We start from the raw sequence: 18395 nt of genomic DNA, 5'->3' as shown, positions 1-18395 counted from the left end.
AGGTGTCTGAACCGTATAATCTTAATAATAATTGATGGCAAATACATTTTACTCTTTCCAGAATGAAGGTAGTAGAAGAGTGAAAATGGAAAAAACTTCGAGTCTTCCAAGGATCATTTCTAAGGATAAGAGAAGTTTGTCAAAATCAGAGAAGAAAGAAAAGTTTCCTGCTGGACCGACTTTGGCAAGTCCTGGACCAAGACTGGTGATGCAAGCTATGGAGGCGGAAAAGGAAGTAATTAAGTCGTATCCAGAGATTGAAATAATAAATCCAAAAATTATAGTTGTCATGAAGTAGAGAGAAATAAAAGCCCATATTGTGTTAAGGACAGAGAGCTCCAGAATCCTATTTCCCAAAGAGATTTTATAAACAAGGCGTGGATGAGTTGTTTTTTTTAATTCTTTGTATATTGTTTTGAGCATGACCAAGAATCGGAACTGCTTTATTCCACCTGCTGTAGAGCCAGCCGATGCTCCAATTAGAGAAAGTATCATAAGAAGTGCCAGAATAACAGGAGGCCAATTGGAATAGTCTGTTGAAGAAAAACCTGTAGTTGATGCGGCAGTGGTTACCTGAAAGAATCCATAGCGAAATGCTGTTATTGGATCGTGATAAACGTGGTTTTCTAAAAGAATGAATACTGTGAAGATTGTAGAAATGGCTATAATGGTCAAATAGCTTCTGACTTCGTAGTATGAGAGAAAAACTTTAAGACTTCTTGCTTTAAAGGCTCTGTAGTAGAGAGAAAGGTTTATTGAACCCAGAATCATAAAGACGGCTATAATCATCTCTACAGCGAATGAGTGAAAAGCTCCAATACTTGTGTTTTTTGTAGAAAAGCCTCCTGTTGCAACTGTGGCAAATGTGTGGTTGACTGCTTCGTAAAGACTAAGGCCTGAAGCTAAAAGCAGGATAATTTCAAGAATTGTCAAGATGAGATAAACAATAAGAATGGTTCTTGCTACTTCCTTTACTTTTGGCAATACTTTTTCTTCTACCGCCTTTGAGGCTTCAAACCTCATAAGTTGAGCACCACCTGCACCAAAAACTGGAAGAATAGAAAGAGCAAAAACAACAAATCCAATTCCTCCTACCCAGTGGGTTGTGGATCTCCAGAGGAGAACACTTCTCGGCAAGCTCTCAATATCTTTAAGTATTGATGCCCCTGTCGTTGTGAATCCTGATACTGATTCAAAGTAGGCATCAGCAAAGCTATGTATTGCGCCAGATTCAATATAAAAGAGGGCGGAAAGGGCGGGGAATAAAAACCAGACGAGAACCACTGTAAGAATAGATTCTTTGATGTTTAGTTCTTTGCTCCTAATTTGGAGACCTATAAGAAGAAGAGCAAATGAGAGTATGAGTGGATACATGTAGTCCATAAAGAGACCGTCTCCTTCGTAGAAGGAGTATACAGCAGGAAACAGGAATGAAAGTGAAAGTATGAATAGTAATAAGGATACGTATCGATAAACTACTGATAATCTCATTTTTTCTTCTCTATGCAGATAACTGTGTCATTCTTTTTAAGTTCTGTGTCTCCTCTGGCAAGGAAAACTTTTTCTCCTCTCTTGACTGCAACTATAAGGTTGCAGGTTCCGTTTCCAAGTTCGAAGACTTTTTTCCCCGATAGTTCAGAAGATATGCTAAATTCCACTATGTCTATATTTTCAGAAAGTTCCAGAAGTTCCAGAATTCCTCTTTTGCTCAAGCTTCTGTAAACCTTGGAAGCTATTAGTTTTCTAGGTATCAATGGAACGTCTATACCGATTGATTCAACTATTTTTTCATATTCTGGATGAATAACCAGAGAACAAACTTTCTTTGCTCCAAGCCTTTTAGCTAAAATGGCAGAGAGTATGTTTGTTTCCTCGTCTTCTGTAAGTGATATTGTCAGATCTGCGTTGCCGATGTTCTCGGACTTTAGCAGTTCTACATCTGTGAGTTCTCCATGAAAAACTGACACGTTGGGAAAGTTACCAGAAATTGTTTCACATATTCTTTTGTCTGGAGACAGGAATTTGATTTTTAGTTCTTTTATCTCTGAGAGTTTTCTCAGAAGTTCTTCGGTAATCTTTGAATAACCAAGAACAAATACAAACTTTATGGGAGAAAGTTTTATTCCTAAAGCCTCTACTAACTCATAAATTTTTTCCTCTTTTACTGCTATGTGGATTTTATCTCCGGGATATATGAAGGTTTTTCCTGAAGGTATGATTACCTCATTCTCTCTTTCAATAGCAACGATCGTGAACTCTACCTGATCTCTTATATTCCTGAGCTCAGAAATCTGTTTTCCTGCAAGGAAATCTTCCACTTTTACAAGATATTTGAAAATCAAAATTCCATCGTTTTCCAGCCTTACTGTGGAAAGTGCAAATGGATATTTAATGATAGAAAGAACTGTTTGAATTGTTTCCGAGAGAACATTGACAGTTTCACACTGAAGAAATTCTCTAACCGGTGGAGAAGAAAATGCCTTATTGCTGACACGGACAATAATATTCTCTTTCTGGAAAAGAGATTTAAGAAGAACTGCTATTGCAATGTTTTTCTCGTCACTCTCAGTAACAATTACGAATAAATCGAAGTTTTCGACCTCTTTCAAACAGTTTATTTCGAGAGCATTGCAGTTTATTCCAAGGATGTCGTAACTGTAGGTTAGTTGCTCTATCTTGCTACTATCTGTGTCCACGACGGCTATTTCGTAGTTCTCTTTTGAAAGTTTCTTTGCGAGATAACTTCCAACAACACCAGCACCGATAATACAAACCTTCATCATCCACCACTATTGTATTAACTGTATTAACCCAACTTGTCACCCATGGAATTTTCCCCTTTTTAAGGGAAATATAAGGGGTTCTTCTAAATTAACCGCTCACTATTCACAATTTACCATTCACTATATACAATTCTCATGCTATGTCAAAATCGGTTTTTAGATCAACTTTAATTGTATCAATCTCCATATTTTGCAGCAGGGTTTTAGGGCTTATTAGAGACATAATTATTGCTGCCTTTTTTGGTGCAGGAGCTCTAACAGATGCATTCTTTATTGCTTTCAGAATTCCAAACCTCTTGAGAAAAATTTTTGCAGAAGGAGCATTTAGTTCCGCCTTTACACCTGCCTTTGCTAAAAAGCTAAAAGAATCCACCTATGAGGCAAGGCTTTTCGCTGAGAGGTTTTTCTCTATTCTCCTTTTCTCATTAATTTTAACAGTTTTAATAGGTGAAATAGCAGCTCCTTTGATAGTGAAGATTGTAGCTCCTGGGATTTCAGGAGAGTACTTTGATATTTCAGTAAAACTACTCAGAGAAATGTTCCCATACATTCTCTTTGTTAGTCTCGTTGCCTTTTATGGTGGAATCCTCAACGGTTTTGAACACTTTTTTGCTCCTGCTTTTTCAACAGCCCTCTTTAATCTGGCAATTATTATCTCTGCAGTTTTTCTTTCAGGAAAGCTTTCAATTGAATCTCTTGCACTTGGAGTAGTAGTTGGTGGAGTGCTCCAGGTCCTTCTCCAGCTCGTTTTTCTCAAAAAATTCAGCTTTATGGTGAAACCCAGATTCGAAGTTACAGAAGATGTTAAGAGAACCCTGAAAAATATTATTCCTGGAATATTCGGATTTGCCGTAAGACAGTTTTCAATGCTTATAGATACGGTCTTAGCTTCTTTCCTGAAGACAGGAGCTATCTCCTACTTATACTATGCCAACAGATTTGTTCAGCTTCCCTTAGGAATGTTTGCTATTGGTCTTTCTCAGGTTCTTCTTCCAAGACTTGCAAAACGTTCTAATGATGGAAAGAAGCATAGAGAAGAATTAATAAACGGAATCCTCCTCTGTTCTGCAATCATCATTCCAGCGACTTTCGGACTGATCTTCTTTGGAAAACCGATGGTTGACCTCGTCTTCAACCACGGAAAGTTTACAGAAGGCGCCCTTAACGCTACCTATGGAGTTCTTGTCGGTTACTCTGTTGGACTCTACTTTTTTTCTTTAGAAAAAATTATTACAAACGCATACTACTCCTTAGACGAGTACAGATTTCCGGTTGTTGTTTCAGCCTATACACTGATTTTCAATCTATTTGTAAACCTCCTGCTGTGCTTTGTTCTGGGGCTTGGAGTTGTCGGGTTGGCTCTTGGAACGAGCCTGACATCTTTTCTCAACGTTTCTATTCTTGTGAAGGGTCTCGAAAGGAAATTCAAACTGAAGATTGCAAAGGAGATAATCCGCAAGACGATAAGCTACACCATTTACTCTATTCCCGTTGCAGTTGTCTCCGTAGCTGGTACCTTTGTTTATTTTTCAATTAGCTATTTCCCTTTTAAAGTAATGGCAGTATTATTCACTATCCTGCTGGCTGCATCTGTTTACATGGTGGTTCTGTTTGCTGCAAAGGACAGATTTATAGAGGTTATCAAAGGCTAAGGAGGTTCTAAGTGCACCCGATACTATTCAAAATTGGTCCAATAACGATTTACACCTACGGTGTTATGGTTGCTCTCGGGATCTTATTTGGTTCTCTTATACTGATGAAATTGGCAGAAAAAGAGGGAATCCCGAATAAGGATGTTGCGGATACAGCTTTCTGGTCGGTTATAGCAGGTATAGTTGGTGCAAGAGTTTTCTTCTTCATCTACAATCCTGAGTATCTCAATCCATGGTACAGAATTTTCTACTTCTGGGAAGGGGGACTTGTCTGGTATGGAGGAGTGATTTTTGGAGCTCTGACAGCTTTCTACTTTGTGAAGAAAAGAAAAATACCTGTCTGGAAGTTTGCAGATATCGCTTCAATTCCACTCTCTGTTGGGCTTGGATTTGGAAGGATTGGCTGCACCATGGCAGGCTGTTGTTATGGAAAGGAGTGTCATGCTCCATTTGCAATTACGTTTCATGATCCCCACTCGGCTGCTCCCTTAGGAATTCCCCTGTGTCCAACCCAGCCAATATCTTCTGTTGCCAACTTTCTAATTGCTGGAATTCTCTATCTTCTCTACCGCAGGAGAAAGGCTGCTGGAGAGATTTTTGGATTTTATCTCGTTCTCTACGGTATCTTCAGGTTTCTCATTGAGTTCTGGAGGGCAACTCCAAAGGATATTCTCGGTTTCTTAAGTAACAATCAGGTGATAAGTATTATAATGATGGCTGCAGGTTTTGTTATTGTCTATTACAGAAGAAAAGTTGCAGGAGGAGCTGAATGAAGAAGTATGCCTATTTTGAAGGTAAATTTGTTCCAATAGAGGAAGCCAACATAAATATTCAGACAAACTCTTTTCACTACGGAACTGCTGTATTTGAAGGAATCAGAGCTTACTGGAATGAAGAGAAGCAGCAGCTCTTTGGACTTTTCTTTAAAGAACACTACGAAAGGATGCTGAAGAACTGTAAGATTCTGAATCTTCAGGTTGAAAAAAATGCCGATGAGTTGGTTGATATAACTGTGGAACTTTTAAGGAAATGTCAACACAGAGAAGATACATACATTAGACCAATTGCCTACTTTGCGGATCTAAAAATTTCTCCAAAGCTTATCGGTTATAGAACAGAGATAGCAATTTACACACTTCCTCTTGGAGATTATCTGGATCTCTCAAAAGGTTTAAAAGCTAAAACTTCTTCATTTCACAGAATCAACGACACTATGATTCCAGCAAGGTGTAAAGTTGCAGGAGCCTACGTTAACAGTGCCTTTGCAAAAACTGAAGCACTTCTCAACGGCTACGACGAGGCTATTATGCTCAATCCAGATGGAACAGTAGCTGAAGGTAGTGGAGAGAACCTTTTTATTGTTAGAAATGGAAAGCTTATTACTCCTCCGTCCCACAGCAATATTCTTGAGGGTATTACGAGAAATGCTGTTATCGAGCTCGCAAAGAATGAGCTTGGTATTGAGGTTGAGGAGAGACCGATTTTAAGGAGTGAAATTTACGTTGCTGATGAAGTCTTCTTCACAGGAACAGCTGCCCAGGTTGCTCCTGTTGTTCAGGTTGATCACGTGGTTATCGGAAATGGAGAGATAGGAAAGGTTACGAAGAGACTTCAGGAAGTTTACTTCTCAATCGTCAAGGGAGAGAATGATAAGTACTCCCACTGGTTGATTCCAATTTACTAAGCTACAACTATAAAAATTTCTCCTTGTTTAAGGGAAGTACAAGAGGTTTTTCATAGTGAGTAGCGGATGTCTGGTAACGGGTGACGAGTAATGAGTGATGCGTAACAGGTCTTTTAACCATTTCTTGTTACAGGCCAATCGTCTCTCGTTGCTCGTTACTTTCTAAAAAACTTCCCTTGTGAAGGGGTGAACACAAAAGGTGGTAAGTTAAGCTAAAAGAATTAGTATCTAAAACTTGGATCAGGAATGAAACTCTTTATTGAAGTTCCAAAAGATAAAACTCTTTATCATGTTCTAAGAGAAAAGGGATTTATGAAGTCCGCCTACTGTGGTGGGCGGGGTATCTGCGGAAAGTGTATTGTTAAGATTAATGGAAAAGAGGAGCTCGCTTGTCTTACCTTTGGCCCTTTCAAAGGGGAAATTGAAATATTTGAAGAGAGACTTGTTTCAAAAGGAGAAGTTTTATCTCCGATTCAAATAGATCATCCACAAACCGGTTTTGGTGTTGCCATTGACCTTGGAACAACGGGAGTTGAAGGAGCCCTCTTTGATCTTTCAACCGGTGAATTTGTTGAAAGTTTTAAAACTCTGAATTTCCAGTCTGCTTTTGGTGCTGACGTTGTTACAAGGGTTGAGCTGGCAAGGGGAAGTTATGAAAAGGAGAGGGAATTACTACTTGAGAGTATCTCTTTTCTTCTCAAGCAATTTGGGAAAGAAATCAAAGAAGTTGTCGTTGTTTCCAACCCTGTAATGCAGCACTTCTTATTGGGGCTTCCAGTTGCTGGTTTTGAAAGATTCCCTTTCAGACTGGAAAGAGAAGGAGAAACTTATATAACAGGTAGAGAGCTTGGAATTTCTGATTTTTCAAATACCGTTTTCTACGTTCCGCCTCCTTTGAAGAACTTTATCGGTTCTGACTTTCTTGCCAATCTCCTCTACTTTGAAAATGAGGGTTACAAAGATTTTGGGGTGGCGGATCTTGGGACAAACGCTGAAATGGGAATATACAGAGAGAATAAAAAGGTTGCTGTTTCTGTTCCTGCCGGTCCTGCTTTTGAGGGGGTTGGACTTTTCTCCGGGATGAGAGCCGTTGAAGGGGCTATATACAAGGTCTTTTTTGACGGCAGAGCATTCAGATATCTTGTCATCGGTAGTGGAAAACCTCAGGGGATCTGTGCAAGTGGTTACTTCGATGTTATTTACCTTCTTAAAAGCTTTGGAGTGATTAACAGAGAAGGAACGTTTGAGGAGAGTTTTAATCCTTTGATTGGCAGTTATATCAGGGAAGTTGAAGGACAGAAAGCGTTTGTTCTCTACGATGACAGAGATACTCTGGTGGCTGTTACTCAGGAAGATATTAGAAAGTTTCTCCTTGCTAAAGGTGCTGTTTACGGTGGTTTTTCGGTTCTTGTTAAGGAAGTTGGTGTCCCTCAGAGGTTGTTCTTCAGCGGAGCTTTCGGAAGTCATATAGATAGGAGAAGTATTAAAGGTGTGAAATTGATTCCAAAGGAGATGCCCGAAGCTGAGCCTTTTGGAAATGTGGCTCTGAAGGGAGCTGCACTCCTTCTTGGAAGCAGGAGGCTGAGGGAAAGGATTAAAGAGCTGAAAAGGGAAGTTGATGTGGTGGAGCTTGCAACAAATAAAATCTTTGAAGAGAAGTACATAGAGGGGATGGAATTATGAAAAGACCGTTGATTAAAGGGAGGAACCTTCTCTGTAAAGTTGATGTGAAGGATATAGCATTCATAAACGCTATTTTTGAATGGTATCACGAGATTGCAACGGTTAGAACGAGAGATAGGAAAAAGGGATTGATTGAGCTCTGGATAGCTCCAGAGTTCTACGATGAAGCCTTAAAGGCTGTTGATTACCTGAAGAGTGGTGGTTTTGTTAAAGAGTTCGAAATCATTCGGGAGCTCGGAGACGATTGGCACAGAGAATAGTTATTCAAGCCCTACAGATTTTTTCAGTTCTTTTAATTCATCTTCTGTTAGAGACCTATATTCTCCGACAGGTAGATTGCCAAGCTTGAGATTCCCGAATTTTATTCTCCTCAAATACTTCACAGGATGACCAATTCTTTCAAACATTCTCTTTACCTGATGGTATTTACCTTCTGAAATTTCAATTTCGGCTTCCGATTCATTTTCTGTCGACTTTAAAATTCTGACCTTTGCAGGTTTTGTTTCAAAATCCTTGAACTTCATTCCTTTTCTTAGTGGTTCCAGTTCCTCTTCCTTTAGTTCTCCTTCAACTACTACGTAATAGACCTTGGGAACTTTCCACTTTGGATGAGTTAACCTGTGGGCAAGCTCGCCATCGTTTGTTATAAGGAGTAGTCCTTCTGCATCTTTATCCAGTCTTCCGACAGGAAAGAGCCTTTCAAACCTTGGAATGTCTGCAACAAGCTCCATAACTGTCATCTGTCTGTCTTTCGTTGAGGTTATATAACCTTCAGGTTTGTGGAGAATCAGGTAGTAGTTCTTCTCATATTCAACAAGCTCACCGTCGACAAGGACTTCATCTTCTTCAGGGTTAACGTTAAACGATGGGTCTTTAACAACTTCTCCATTTACTGTAACAAATCCTTTTCTTATCAATCTTTTAACCTGTGAACGGGTTCCAAATCCGGCATCTGCAAGTAGTTTATCCAGTCGCACCTTTTGCCTCTTCCTCTAATTTCTTTCCAATGAAGAATTTTACAGATAACCAGTAGGAGAAGAAAAACGTAGTGAAATTGATAAAAACTGAAATGACCTGAAAGAGCTTTTGTCTTTCTATGACTCTCGAGAGAAAAGATTCAATACCAACAGCTATTACCAGAAAAATCAGAAATTGAACTATCCATGCTTTTACGATGTCTGAGTTAGAGACCTCTTTTGAGAAGAACAGGTGTATTGAGTATCTAAATCCTATGTAGAGGACAGAAATTGTTATGAAGATAAAAAGTCCCAAGAGAACAACTGGATTCAGGTGTAAGACTTTTGTGCCCAAATATGCAATACCTGAATTTATCAATCCTAAAAACAGATAGATGAATAGATAGAAAGCCGCTCCTCTTATGTAAGGAAAATTGGCCATATTACCTCTCAGGTTTAAGAACTTTCTCTACAGAAAGTTTAAACGTTATGTAAATCACAAGGAGCTCTAAGTTAAGGAAAATAAACACAACTAAGGAGGGTTGTTTTATAAGCCCTCCTAAGAGCCAAAACAGTATCAGCGAGATAATAAAGAACGGTATGAACTGAAAAAGCCAGGCTTTGGGAATTCGCTTCTCATCTACTGGCATTCCGAGGAATTTCTTTACAGAAATTTTGTATGCAAAGAAGAGGGCAACAGGGGTTATGATGTAGCTCAAAACGGTTCCAATTGATGGAACGAGCCCCAGCTTCATGAGAAGCACCATTAAAAGGCTGTTGAACATGAAAACAACCACGAATGAATAAGCATAGACAAAGAAAGCTTTTAATAGAGAATCTTTCATTTTCGTTCTCCTTAATAAGAGTAGCCAAGGCCTCTTAGCTGGTCGATTCTATCTCTCCAGCCCTCCTTAACCTTAACCCACAGGCGTAAGTAAACCCTTTTGCCAAGGAGTTGTTCGAGTTCCTCCCTTGCAAGTTTACCAATTTTTTTCAGTCTCTGACCGCCTTTTCCAATTACAATGGCTTTCTGGGAATCCTTTTCCACGATTATGTCGGCATCTATAACCAGCATGTTGGGATCCCTATCTCCAGGCTGAATGCTTATAACTTGAACCGTAACTGCGTGAGGAATCTCTTCCCTTGTAAGAAGCATGATTTTTTCCCTGATTATTTCTGCCACGTACTGCTCTAAAGGCATGTCCGTTACCATGTGGTCTTCGTAGTACTTTGGACCCTCTGGGAGATACTGGGCTATCAGATCAAGTAATCTGTCGAGATTTGTCCCTTTTGTGGCAGAGATTGGGACTATGTCACTGACAAACGGAAATGTTTTATGAATCTCATCGATTAAAGGAAGGAGCTCTTCCTTTGGCACACCGTCTATCTTGTTAATTACAACTATTACCTTTGTATCTTTTCTCTTTTCCTCGCCTATCTTCTGCAGTATCTTTCTGTCAGCCTCTGTTAGACCAGCCCTTGCATCGATCAGGAAAAGAATAACGTCGGCATCTGGAATCACGCCAAAGGCTATTTCGTTCATATAACGGTTTAGTTCAAACTTCTCCTTGTGGATTCCAGGAGTATCAAGAAAAACAATCTGAGCGTCTTTCATATGTTTAACGCCAACTATTCTGTGTCTTGTTGTTTGAGGCTTGTCTGTGACTATCGCAACTTTTGTTCCGAGAAAACTATTGAGAAGGGTTGATTTACCAACGTTTGGTCTTCCCAAAATAGCAACGTATCCGGATTTAAAGCTTGCTTTTTGCTCTTCCAACCTTACTCCTCCAATATTGTTTTAGATTTTCTAAATCTAATTTAATCTGGTTTTTAAGTTCTTCAATGGAATTAAAACGTTTTTCTGGTCTTAAAAACTGTAAAAATTCAACTTTTATCTCTTTTCCGTAGAGTTCAGGGAGCCGGGTGTCAGGTACGTGGATTTCCAGTGTTCTTTGTGGTAGCTTATTAACCGTTGGTCTTTTCCCCAGATTCGCTATTCCCTTAAAACTTTTTCCATCTATTGTAACAACAACCTCATAGACTCCGTTTGGTAATGGAAGTACCTTTTCACATTTCACATTCAGAGTGGGAAATCCAATCTCTCTTCCCAGTTTGTTTCCTTCTTCAACTCTTCCTATGCAGAAGTAATTGAAGCCAAGCAAATAGTTGGCTTCGGGTAGTTTACCTTCATTCAGGAGTTCCCGGACTTTACTTGTTCCTATCTTCTCATCTTTGATCTTTTTAATGGGGATTGCCCTTACCTCGATTCCTAGTTTTCTGCCCAGTTCTTTTGCTGTAGTAATATCCCCGCTCCTTTCTTTGCCGAAGTGCCAGTCTTCACCTGCAAACAGTTTCCGGCAGCCAAACTCCTTCAATTTCAGGAAAAACTCCTCAGGACTCAGGCTTCTTATCCTGTCAAATTCGAGGTTTATCAGCCCCACTCCCAGATTTCTGGCGATAAGTTCTCTCTCTTTATCTGAAAAGAGACCGTTTTCCCATCTTTTAATTGAAATTATCAGGATCTTCCTGCACTCCTTTTTCGCCTCTTTTATAAGGGTTTGATGTCCCCTATGGAATGACTCGAATTTACCCACTATGCAGCACTTCATAGGCTATCTCTTTACCAGCGCTGGTGCCAATTCTTTCTGCTCCAAGGTCTATGAAACTCTTTGCTGCTTCATAGGTTCTGATTCCCCCTGCAGCTTTAACTTTGGCTTTACCTTCTGAACAGTCAACAAGGAGCTTTACATCTTCATAGGTTGCTCCATAGGCTCCATATCCTGTGGATGTCTTCAGAAAATCCCAGTTGTTTTCAACGGCAAGTCGACAGAGGGCTAATTTTTCCTCTTCGGAGAGGTAACAGCATTCAAATATGAGTTTAATTATCTTTCCTTCTGCCAGTTCCCGAATTTTCTTCAGTTCCTCTTCTACTCTCATCCAATTTCCTTCTTTGACTGCGCTTATGTCAACTACCACGTCGAGCTCTCCTGCTCCACTTTTTAAAGAATACTCTACTTCTTTTAGTTTTAACTCTAAGGGAATGGCAGAGAGAGGAAATCCTATTACTGTGGAAACTTTACTCTCTGGCAGGATTTCTCTCGCTATTTTTATATGCTTAGGAAAAACACAAAGGGTAGCAAAGTTAAATTTCTTTGTATCTTCTGCAGCCTCAAGGACTTTCTCTGCTGTTATTGTGGATTTTAGTACAGAATGGTCTATTTTTGAGAGAATGGAAGCTTCCATCTTTCACTCCATAATTCAGTTTCTGAATCTATAATTCAATTTTACATAATAAGGAGGAAAAAATGCGTTTAAATAAATTCTTGGCTTATGCTGGATTTGGAGCAAGGAGAAAAGTTGAAGAACTGATAAAGCAGGGAAGGGTTACGGTTAACGGTGAAGTTGTTGACAATCCAGCTGTTGAAGTTGACCCAAAAAAGGACGATGTAAGGGTTGATGGTGAAAGGGTTAGACTGCCGAAGAAGTTTGTCTACCTTGTCTTCAACAAGCCTCAGGGTGTTCTGACGGCTATGGAGAGAGCACCAGGAGATAAGAGGCCAATCGTTGCAGACTATTTCAAGAAGTATCCTGTAAGACTTTTCCCAGTTGGAAGACTTGACTACAACACAGAAGGACTTCTCATAATGACAAACGATGGTGAATTAGCAGAGAGGCTGACCCATCCAAGATACCATGTTCCGAAGACTTACATAGCAAAAGTTAAAGGAAGAGTTACTCCTGCTGAGATTGAGAGGATGAAGAAAGGGGCAAAACTCGTTGATGACAAAGGTAAATCTTACTTTGCTAAGCCGGTTGATATAAAACTTCTAAAGCCAAGCAGAACGGGTAGAAACACGTATGTTCAGATAACCGTTGATATTGGAAAAAACAGAGTTGTGAGAAGGTTCTTTGATAGATTTGACCATGGAGTTTTGAAACTCAAAAGGGTTGCCATAGGACCTCTCAAACTTGGCGATTTACCCAGAGGAATGTACAGGGAACTTACTCCTGAAGAGGTCAAGAAGCTTAAACAGGTAGCTGGATTGGAGGAGAAATGATCGTAATTGCGGGTCCCTGCGTAATTGAAGATAGAGATATACTCTTTGAAATAGCAAGAAAAGTAAAGGAACTCAAAGAGAGATATCCTGAGCATATCTGGATTTTTAAAGCCTCTTTTGATAAGGCGAACAGGAGCTCCATTGACTCCTACAGAGGTCCAGGAATAGATAAAGGGCTTGCCCTCCTTTCAGAAGTTAAGGAAAAGTTCGGACTTTCCATAACCACTGACATTCACGAAACATGGCAGGCAAAACCTGTTGGAGAGGTTGTCGATATTGTTCAGATTCCAGCATTTCTGTGTCGCCAGACAGATCTCCTTGTTGCTGCAGCAAGAACAGGAAAAGCTGTGAACGTCAAGAAGGGACAGTTCATGGCACCATGGGATATGGGAAACGTTGTTGAAAAACTTACAAAGAGCGATGCAACAGAGATTCTCCTGACAGAAAGGGGGACAACGTTTGGTTATAACAATCTTGTGGTTGACTTCAGATCCATTCCTATTATGAAACAGTTTGGAGTTAAAGTCATCTTTGATGCAACCCATTCCGTTCAGAGGCCTGGAGGACAGGGAAAATCGAGCGGTGGTGACAGAGAGTTTGTTCCTTATCTCTCTCGGGCCGCTGTAGCCACTGGGGTTGATGGTCTTTTCTTTGAAATTCATCCAGAACCAGAGAGAGCCCTATCAGACGGTCCGAACATGCTGAGGCTTGATGAATTTGAGTCATTGATAGAAAAACTCTTTAAGCTCCATTTCTTTGTAGAGGGGAATTTTTAATGAGAGATGACCAGATTCATGAAGTAATTGGAATTCTAAGAAGAGAAACAAAAAAGTGGGATGTTCCAATAGTAACGCTTATGTCTCAGACAGAGAGAAATCCATTTAAGATATTAATCGCTACTGTTTTGAGTCTTAGAACAAAAGATGAGGTTACAGCAAAAGCAGCAGATAGACTTTTCCAGGTTGCCGATAATCCTTATGACATGATGAAGCTGGACGAAGAAGAGATTGCAGCACTTATCTATCCCGTCGGCTTCTACAGGAAAAAAGCAAAGAATATAAAGGAAATCTGTAGGGTTCTCATAGATAAATATGATGGAAAAGTTCCCGATGATATAGATGAACTCCTGAAACTTCCTGGTGTCGGAAGAAAAACTGCAAATCTTGTGGTAACGCTGGGCTATGGAAAACCTGGCATCTGTGTCGATACACACGTTCACAGAATCTCAAACAGACTCGGTTATGTAGACACAAAGACACCAGAGGAGACTGAGTTCGCTCTTAGAAAAAAGCTTCCTAAGGAGTACTGGATTGAGATAAACGACCTTCTTGTTTCCTTAGGACAGCACATCTGTCATCCAACCTCTCCAAAATGCTCTCAGTGCCCGATTGAAGAGTACTGCGAGAAACGGGGAGTTAAAAGGAGCAGATAATGAAAATTTCTCCGTTATTGACAGATCTCTATCAGCTTACAATGATGTGTGCTTACCTTGACAACGAAAATAAGGAATGGGCTGCATTTGAACTATTTGTAAGAAAGCTACCTGAAAGGAGAAATTACCTCGTATATGCAGGACTTCAAGATGTAGTTGAATTAATAGAGAACCTTAAATTTTCAAAAGAAGATATTGACTATCTTCACTCTCTACGGATTTTCCCCAATTGGTTTTTAGATTTTCTCAAAGAGTACCGGTTTTCCGGAAATCTTTATTCGATGAAAGAGGGAACTCTGTTCTTTCAGCATGAACCAGTTCTCCGGGTAGAAGCTCCCATTTATGAAGCTCAGCTCCTTGAGACGGCGATCATGAATCAGGTTCACATCTCATCTCTCATAGCAACAAAAGCAGCCAGAGTCTTTTCTGTTTCAAGGAGAAAACTCCTTTCAGACTTCTCTTTTCGTAGAACCCATGGCACAGATGCTGGTCTAAAAGTTGCAAGAAGTTGTTACATAGCAGGATTCAACTCAACCTCAAATGTCCTTGCCGGGAAGCTTTACGGTATTCCTGTTGTAGGAACTGTAGCCCATTCTTTTATTATGTCCTTTGAGCATGAAGAAGATGCCTTCAGAGCTTATGCCAGAACATTTCCAGACAATACGGTACTCCTTGTTGATACCTATGACACGATTGAAGGAGTGAGGAGAGCAATAGAAGTTGCAAAGGAGCTTGAATCAAAAGGCTATAAACTCAAAGGAATACGACTTGATAGTGGTGATGTCATTGAACTTTCGAAAATTTCCAAGAAGTTCCTTGATGAAGCAGGTTTGAACTACGTCAAAATTATTGTGAGCGGTGGGCTTGACGAGTACAAAATTGATGAAATTCTCAAGGCAGGAGCTCCCGTTGATGCTTTTGGCGTTGGAACGAAGGTGGGAACCTCTGCCGATGCTCCTTACATAGACTTTGTCTATAAACTTGTTGAATTTAACAATAAACCTGTCATGAAAACAAGTAAAGGAAAAAAGATGTATCCCGGAAGAAAGCAGGTTTTCAGAAAAGAAAATGGAGATACTGTAGGTTGTTTTGGTGAGAAGCTTTCGGGAGAACCACTGCTTGAAAAAGTGATTGAATGCGGTAACCTCATTAAAAAACTTCCTTCTCTGAATGAGATAAGAGAATACTTTATTTCCCGATTTGAGGAGTTCCCACAGGAAGTCAAAGATATAAATAAAAAATGGGAATATCCTGTAAACATAAGTCAGAAGCTTGAGAGCCTTTACGAAAAATTAAGAAGAAAATTATTGACCGGAGGTTGATCTCAGTTGAAAGGCATAAGAATAATTACAATAGACGGTCCAGCAGGAGCAGGAAAAAGTACCATTGCAAAAGAGATTGCAAAGAGATTTGGATTTACTCATCTTGATTCTGGTGCCATCTACAGAGCAATAGGTGTGGCCTGTAAAGAGGTAGGCACAAACCTTGAAGATGAAAAAGCTGTCCTTGGAGTTGCCCAAAAGTTGCAAATAGAGCTGAAAGAGGGCAGGGTTCTTCTTGATGGAGAAGATATAACGGAAAAGATTCGGACTCCTGAAGGAGGCTTTTTAGCTTCAAAAGTAGCTCAGTTTAAAGAAGTTAGAGAAATTGTAGTTAAAATCTTGAGAGAGATTGCCAAAGGAAAGAGAGTGGTAACAGATGGCAGAGATGCTGGTACTTACATATTTCCTGAAGCAGATTTGAAAATCTACCTGACAGCCTCACCAGAAGAGAGAGCAAGAAGAAGATATGAGGAACTGATAAAGAAAGGATTCGATGTATCCTATGAAGAGATTTTAAAAGAAGTAATAGAGCGGGACGAAAGAGATAAGAATAGAAAATTTGCTCCGCTTGTAATTCCTGAAGGTGCTGTAATAATTGATACAACTGGTAAAACCATTGAGGATGTTCTTTCAGAAGTTTCTCAACTCATCAACTGTTGATGTCAAAATGGAGTTGACACAGAAAACTGGATGCCTATATTAGCTGTTGTCAAAATTGAATAAGAAGTTGGCACCGAGGAGTTGACACCGAAGCTGCAAAGGCTATATTATCAGCCAGCAAGCTTCGGGGGGTTGACAACCGGAGCTGGCAAGCATAAATTTAAATCTTGCGCTTCGAGGGAAGCGGTCTTTGACAGGAGAATAAGGGGCGTGCACCTGCGGGAAGCGAGACAAGCCCTTAGGGGCTTTTGATTGAGGTGTTCCGCAGGTTTTTGATGAGCCTTGCGAACTGAGTCAGAGATAGCTTTTCGGATATTTTTGCTGGAGAGTTTGATCCTGGCTCAGCGCGAACGCTGTCGGCGTGCCTAACACATGCAAGTCGTGGGGCAGCAGGCGGGTTCCTTTTGGAACCCGTGCTGGCGACCGGCGAACGGGTGAGTAACGCGTGAGCAACCTACCCCGAGGAGGGGGATAACCCGGGGAAACTCGGGCTAATACCCCATAAGCGCACGGCCCGCATGGGTTGTGTGAAAAGGGTGGCCTCTGCATTGCAAGCTGCCGCCTCGGGATGGGCTCGCGTCCCATCAGGTAGTTGGTGAGGTAACGGCTCACCAAGCCTACGACGGGTAGCCGGCCTGAGAGGGTGGTCGGCCACACCGGGACTGAGACACGGCCCGGACTCCTACGGGAGGCAGCAGTGGGGAATCTTGGGCAATGGGCGCAAGCCTGACCCAGCGACGCCGAGTGGAGGAAGAAGCCCTTCGGGGTGTAAACTCCTGTCGCCGGGGACGATGCGGGTGTGGGTTAATAGCCTACACTCGTGACGGTACCCGGAGAGGAAGGGACGGCTAACTACGTGCCAGCAGCCGCGGTAATACGTAGGTCCCGAGCGTTGCGCGAAATTACTGGGCGTAAAGAGCGCGTAGGCGGGCCAGTAAGTCAGAGGTGAAAGCCCCCGGCTCAACCGGGGAATTGCCTCTGATACTGCTGGTCTAGGGTCCGGAAGAGGCTGGCGGAATTCCCGGTGTAGCGGTGAAATGCGTAGATATCGGGAGGAACACCGGTGGCGAAGGCGGCCAGCCAGGACGGTACCGACGCTGAGGCGCGAAAGCGTGGGGAGCGAACCGGATTAGATACCCGGGTAGTCCACGCTGTAAACGATGGGTGCTGGGCGTTGTGCCCGAATGGGTGCAGTGCCGAAGCTAACGCGTTAAGCACCCCGCCTGGGGAGTACGGCCGCAAGGCTGAAACTCAAAGGAATAGACGGGGGCCCGCACAAGCGGTGGAGCATGTGGTTTAATTCAATGCTACGCGAAGAACCTTACCAGGGCTTGACATGCAGGGAAAAGCGGCCGAAAGGTCGTGTGGGTACCCTTCGGGGTACCCGCCCTGCACAGGTGGTACATGGCCGTCGTCAGCTCGTGCCGTGAGGTGTTGGGTTAAGTCCCGCAACGAGCGCAACCCCTGTCCCTAGTTGCCAGCGGGTAAAGCCGGGCACACTAGGGAGACTGCCGGCGATAAGCCGGAGGAAGGAGGGGATGACGTCAGGTCAGTATGCCCCTTACGCCCTGGGCTACACACGTGCTACAATGGCCGGGACAGAGGGAAGCGAAGCCGCGAGGTGGAGCAAAACCCAGAAACCCGGTCTCAGTTCGGATTGCAGGCTGCAACTCGCCTGCATGAAGCTGGAATCGCTAGTAACGGCCGGTCAGCTACACGGCCGTGAATACGTTCCCGGGCCTTGTACTCACCGCCCGTCACACCCCGAAAGCTGGCTCTACCAGAAGTCCCCGGGCTAACCCCCGGAAGGGGGAGGCAGGGGCCGAAGGTAGGGTTGGTGATTGGGGTGAAGTCGTAACAAGGTAGCCGTAGGAGAACCTGCGGCTGGATCACCTCCTTTTATGGAGAGGGGTGGGCAGGTTCCTGCCCCTGAGGAAGAATACGCAGGTGCACGTCCCTTATCCTCTTGTCAAGGAGGGCCAGTAGCTCAGTTGGTCAGAGCGTACCCCTGATAAGGGTAAGGTCGGTGGTTCAAGTCCACCCTGGCCCACCACAAGAGGGAAAGTGGGGACGTAGCTCAGCTGGGAGAGCGCCTGCCTTGCAAGCAGGCGGTCGCCGGTTCAAGTCCGGCCGTCTCCACCAATTAATTTCAAGATCTTTGACAG

The 18395-nt window shown here is 42.1% G+C and carries 18 protein-coding genes, 2 tRNA genes and 1 rRNA gene; 13 read left to right on the top strand and 8 right to left on the bottom strand.

Going from position 1 to position 18395, the window contains the following annotated elements; all coding sequences use genetic code 11:
- Window positions 1-48 precede the first annotated feature (48 nt).
- Entirely contained in the window at window positions 49-1491 is a 1443-nt protein-coding gene (locus tag ACYQ3A_RS10560; protein ID WP_459897279.1) for a TrkH family potassium uptake protein, read from the bottom strand.
- A complete protein-coding gene (locus ACYQ3A_RS10555; RefSeq protein ID WP_459897278.1) occupies window positions 1488-2783 on the bottom strand; it encodes an NAD-binding protein in 1296 nt (431 codons plus the stop codon). The genes ACYQ3A_RS10560 and ACYQ3A_RS10555 overlap by 4 nt, the downstream gene beginning before the upstream one ends.
- A gap of 140 nt (window positions 2784-2923) precedes the next feature.
- On the opposite strand from ACYQ3A_RS10555, the gene murJ reads away from it, so the two are divergent.
- The 5 genes from murJ to ACYQ3A_RS10530 all read left to right on the top strand — a co-directional run bounded on the left by murJ (window position 2924) and on the right by ACYQ3A_RS10530 (window position 8062).
- A complete protein-coding gene (gene murJ, locus ACYQ3A_RS10550) occupies window positions 2924-4435 on the top strand; it encodes a murein biosynthesis integral membrane protein MurJ (RefSeq protein WP_459897276.1) in 1512 nt (503 codons plus the stop codon).
- A gap of 11 nt (window positions 4436-4446) precedes the next feature.
- Window positions 4447-5208: a prolipoprotein diacylglyceryl transferase gene (gene lgt, locus ACYQ3A_RS10545; protein ID WP_459897274.1), complete on the top strand. Its 762-nt coding sequence runs from the start codon at window positions 4447-4449 to the stop codon at window positions 5206-5208.
- A complete protein-coding gene (locus ACYQ3A_RS10540; RefSeq protein WP_459897273.1) occupies window positions 5205-6119 on the top strand; it encodes a branched-chain amino acid transaminase in 915 nt (304 codons plus the stop codon). The genes lgt and ACYQ3A_RS10540 overlap by 4 nt, the downstream gene beginning before the upstream one ends.
- Window positions 6120-6365: 246 nt before the next feature.
- Complete coding sequence (locus ACYQ3A_RS10535; RefSeq protein ID WP_459897272.1) at window positions 6366-7802, top strand: ASKHA domain-containing protein; 1437 nt, start codon at window positions 6366-6368, stop codon at window positions 7800-7802.
- Window positions 7799-8062, top strand: coding sequence for a DUF4911 domain-containing protein (locus tag ACYQ3A_RS10530; RefSeq protein WP_459897271.1), 264 nt, complete (start codon window positions 7799-7801; stop codon window positions 8060-8062). The genes ACYQ3A_RS10535 and ACYQ3A_RS10530 overlap by 4 nt, the downstream gene beginning before the upstream one ends.
- Here the strand turns inward: ACYQ3A_RS10530 and ACYQ3A_RS10525 are convergent, their stop codons facing one another.
- From ACYQ3A_RS10525 to deoC, 6 genes are read right to left on the bottom strand one after another with little or no spacing between them, the layout of a single operon-like run.
- Window positions 8063-8779: a pseudouridine synthase gene (locus tag ACYQ3A_RS10525; RefSeq protein ID WP_459897270.1), complete on the bottom strand. Its 717-nt coding sequence runs from the start codon at window positions 8777-8779 to the stop codon at window positions 8063-8065.
- Window positions 8766-9200, bottom strand: coding sequence for a hypothetical protein (locus ACYQ3A_RS10520; protein ID WP_459897269.1), 435 nt, complete (start codon window positions 9198-9200; stop codon window positions 8766-8768). Before ACYQ3A_RS10520 ends, ACYQ3A_RS10525 begins: the two co-directional genes overlap by 14 nt.
- 1 nt (window position 9201) lies before the next feature.
- The gene (locus tag ACYQ3A_RS10515; protein ID WP_459897268.1) at window positions 9202-9603 is read right to left on the bottom strand and encodes a hypothetical protein; all 402 of its coding nucleotides are present in this window, start codon (window positions 9601-9603) and stop codon (window positions 9202-9204) included.
- Between the two features lie 11 nt (window positions 9604-9614).
- Complete coding sequence (gene era / locus ACYQ3A_RS10510) at window positions 9615-10535, bottom strand: GTPase Era (protein ID WP_459897267.1); 921 nt, start codon at window positions 10533-10535, stop codon at window positions 9615-9617.
- Complete coding sequence (ribF, locus tag ACYQ3A_RS10505; protein ID WP_459897266.1) at window positions 10510-11367, bottom strand: riboflavin biosynthesis protein RibF; 858 nt, start codon at window positions 11365-11367, stop codon at window positions 10510-10512. The genes era and ribF overlap by 26 nt, the downstream gene beginning before the upstream one ends.
- Complete coding sequence (gene deoC / locus ACYQ3A_RS10500; RefSeq protein WP_459897265.1) at window positions 11345-12001, bottom strand: deoxyribose-phosphate aldolase; 657 nt, start codon at window positions 11999-12001, stop codon at window positions 11345-11347. The genes ribF and deoC overlap by 23 nt, the downstream gene beginning before the upstream one ends.
- A gap of 62 nt (window positions 12002-12063) precedes the next feature.
- Between deoC and ACYQ3A_RS10495 the strand changes: the two genes are divergently transcribed.
- The 8 genes from ACYQ3A_RS10495 (at window position 12064) to ACYQ3A_RS10460 (ending at window position 18372) form a co-directional block, all read left to right on the top strand.
- Window positions 12064-12816: a pseudouridine synthase gene (locus ACYQ3A_RS10495; protein WP_459897264.1), complete on the top strand. Its 753-nt coding sequence runs from the start codon at window positions 12064-12066 to the stop codon at window positions 12814-12816.
- Entirely contained in the window at window positions 12813-13592 is a 780-nt protein-coding gene (kdsA, locus tag ACYQ3A_RS10490; RefSeq protein ID WP_459897263.1) for a 3-deoxy-8-phosphooctulonate synthase, read from the top strand. The genes ACYQ3A_RS10495 and kdsA overlap by 4 nt, the downstream gene beginning before the upstream one ends.
- Window positions 13592-14248, top strand: a complete 657-nt coding sequence (locus ACYQ3A_RS10485) for an endonuclease III domain-containing protein (RefSeq protein ID WP_459897262.1) — start codon at window positions 13592-13594, stop codon at window positions 14246-14248. Before kdsA ends, ACYQ3A_RS10485 begins: the two co-directional genes overlap by 1 nt.
- Window positions 14248-15570, top strand: a complete 1323-nt coding sequence (locus ACYQ3A_RS10480; RefSeq protein WP_459897261.1) for a nicotinate phosphoribosyltransferase — start codon at window positions 14248-14250, stop codon at window positions 15568-15570. Before ACYQ3A_RS10485 ends, ACYQ3A_RS10480 begins: the two co-directional genes overlap by 1 nt.
- A gap of 6 nt (window positions 15571-15576) precedes the next feature.
- Window positions 15577-16230 carry a (d)CMP kinase gene (cmk, locus tag ACYQ3A_RS10475; RefSeq protein ID WP_459897260.1) on the top strand — a complete coding sequence of 218 codons (654 nt, stop codon included), beginning with the start codon at window positions 15577-15579 and terminating at the stop codon, window positions 16228-16230.
- A 318-nt stretch (window positions 16231-16548) separates the two neighbouring features.
- Window positions 16549-18130 (top strand): 16S ribosomal RNA (locus ACYQ3A_RS10470).
- A gap of 76 nt (window positions 18131-18206) precedes the next feature.
- Window positions 18207-18283, top strand: a tRNA-Ile gene (locus ACYQ3A_RS10465).
- A 13-nt stretch (window positions 18284-18296) separates the two neighbouring features.
- Window positions 18297-18372 (top strand) — tRNA-Ala (locus tag ACYQ3A_RS10460).
- Window positions 18373-18395 lie beyond the last annotated feature (23 nt).

The organism is Desulfurobacterium crinifex, assembly GCF_054656775.1.
This window is presented reverse-complemented; position numbering and strand designations above follow the sequence as displayed.

Bases quoted from the DNA above. Each gene is read 5' to 3' on its own strand.
- ACYQ3A_RS10535 (WP_459897272.1), top strand. From the start codon at position 6,366: ATGAAACTCTTTATTGAAGTTCCAAAAGATAAAACTCTTTATCATGTT.
- ACYQ3A_RS10520 (WP_459897269.1), bottom strand. From the start codon at position 9,200: ATGGCCAATTTTCCTTACATAAGAGGAGCGGCTTTCTATCTATTCATC.
- ribF (WP_459897266.1), bottom strand. From the start codon at position 11,367: ATGAAGTGCTGCATAGTGGGTAAATTCGAGTCATTCCATAGGGGACAT.
- ACYQ3A_RS10560 (WP_459897279.1), bottom strand. From the start codon at position 1,491: ATGAGATTATCAGTAGTTTATCGATACGTATCCTTATTACTATTCATA.
- ACYQ3A_RS10515 (WP_459897268.1), bottom strand. From the start codon at position 9,603: ATGAAAGATTCTCTATTAAAAGCTTTCTTTGTCTATGCTTATTCATTC.
- kdsA (WP_459897263.1), top strand. From the start codon at position 12,813: ATGATCGTAATTGCGGGTCCCTGCGTAATTGAAGATAGAGATATACTC.
- murJ (WP_459897276.1), top strand. From the start codon at position 2,924: ATGTCAAAATCGGTTTTTAGATCAACTTTAATTGTATCAATCTCCATA.
- ACYQ3A_RS10555 (WP_459897278.1), bottom strand. From the start codon at position 2,783: ATGATGAAGGTTTGTATTATCGGTGCTGGTGTTGTTGGAAGTTATCTC.
- ACYQ3A_RS10485 (WP_459897262.1), top strand. From the start codon at position 13,592: ATGAGAGATGACCAGATTCATGAAGTAATTGGAATTCTAAGAAGAGAA.
- ACYQ3A_RS10495 (WP_459897264.1), top strand. From the start codon at position 12,064: ATGCGTTTAAATAAATTCTTGGCTTATGCTGGATTTGGAGCAAGGAGA.
- ACYQ3A_RS10480 (WP_459897261.1), top strand. From the start codon at position 14,248: ATGAAAATTTCTCCGTTATTGACAGATCTCTATCAGCTTACAATGATG.
- deoC (WP_459897265.1), bottom strand. From the start codon at position 12,001: ATGGAAGCTTCCATTCTCTCAAAAATAGACCATTCTGTACTAAAATCC.
- ACYQ3A_RS10540 (WP_459897273.1), top strand. From the start codon at position 5,205: ATGAAGAAGTATGCCTATTTTGAAGGTAAATTTGTTCCAATAGAGGAA.
- ACYQ3A_RS10530 (WP_459897271.1), top strand. From the start codon at position 7,799: ATGAAAAGACCGTTGATTAAAGGGAGGAACCTTCTCTGTAAAGTTGAT.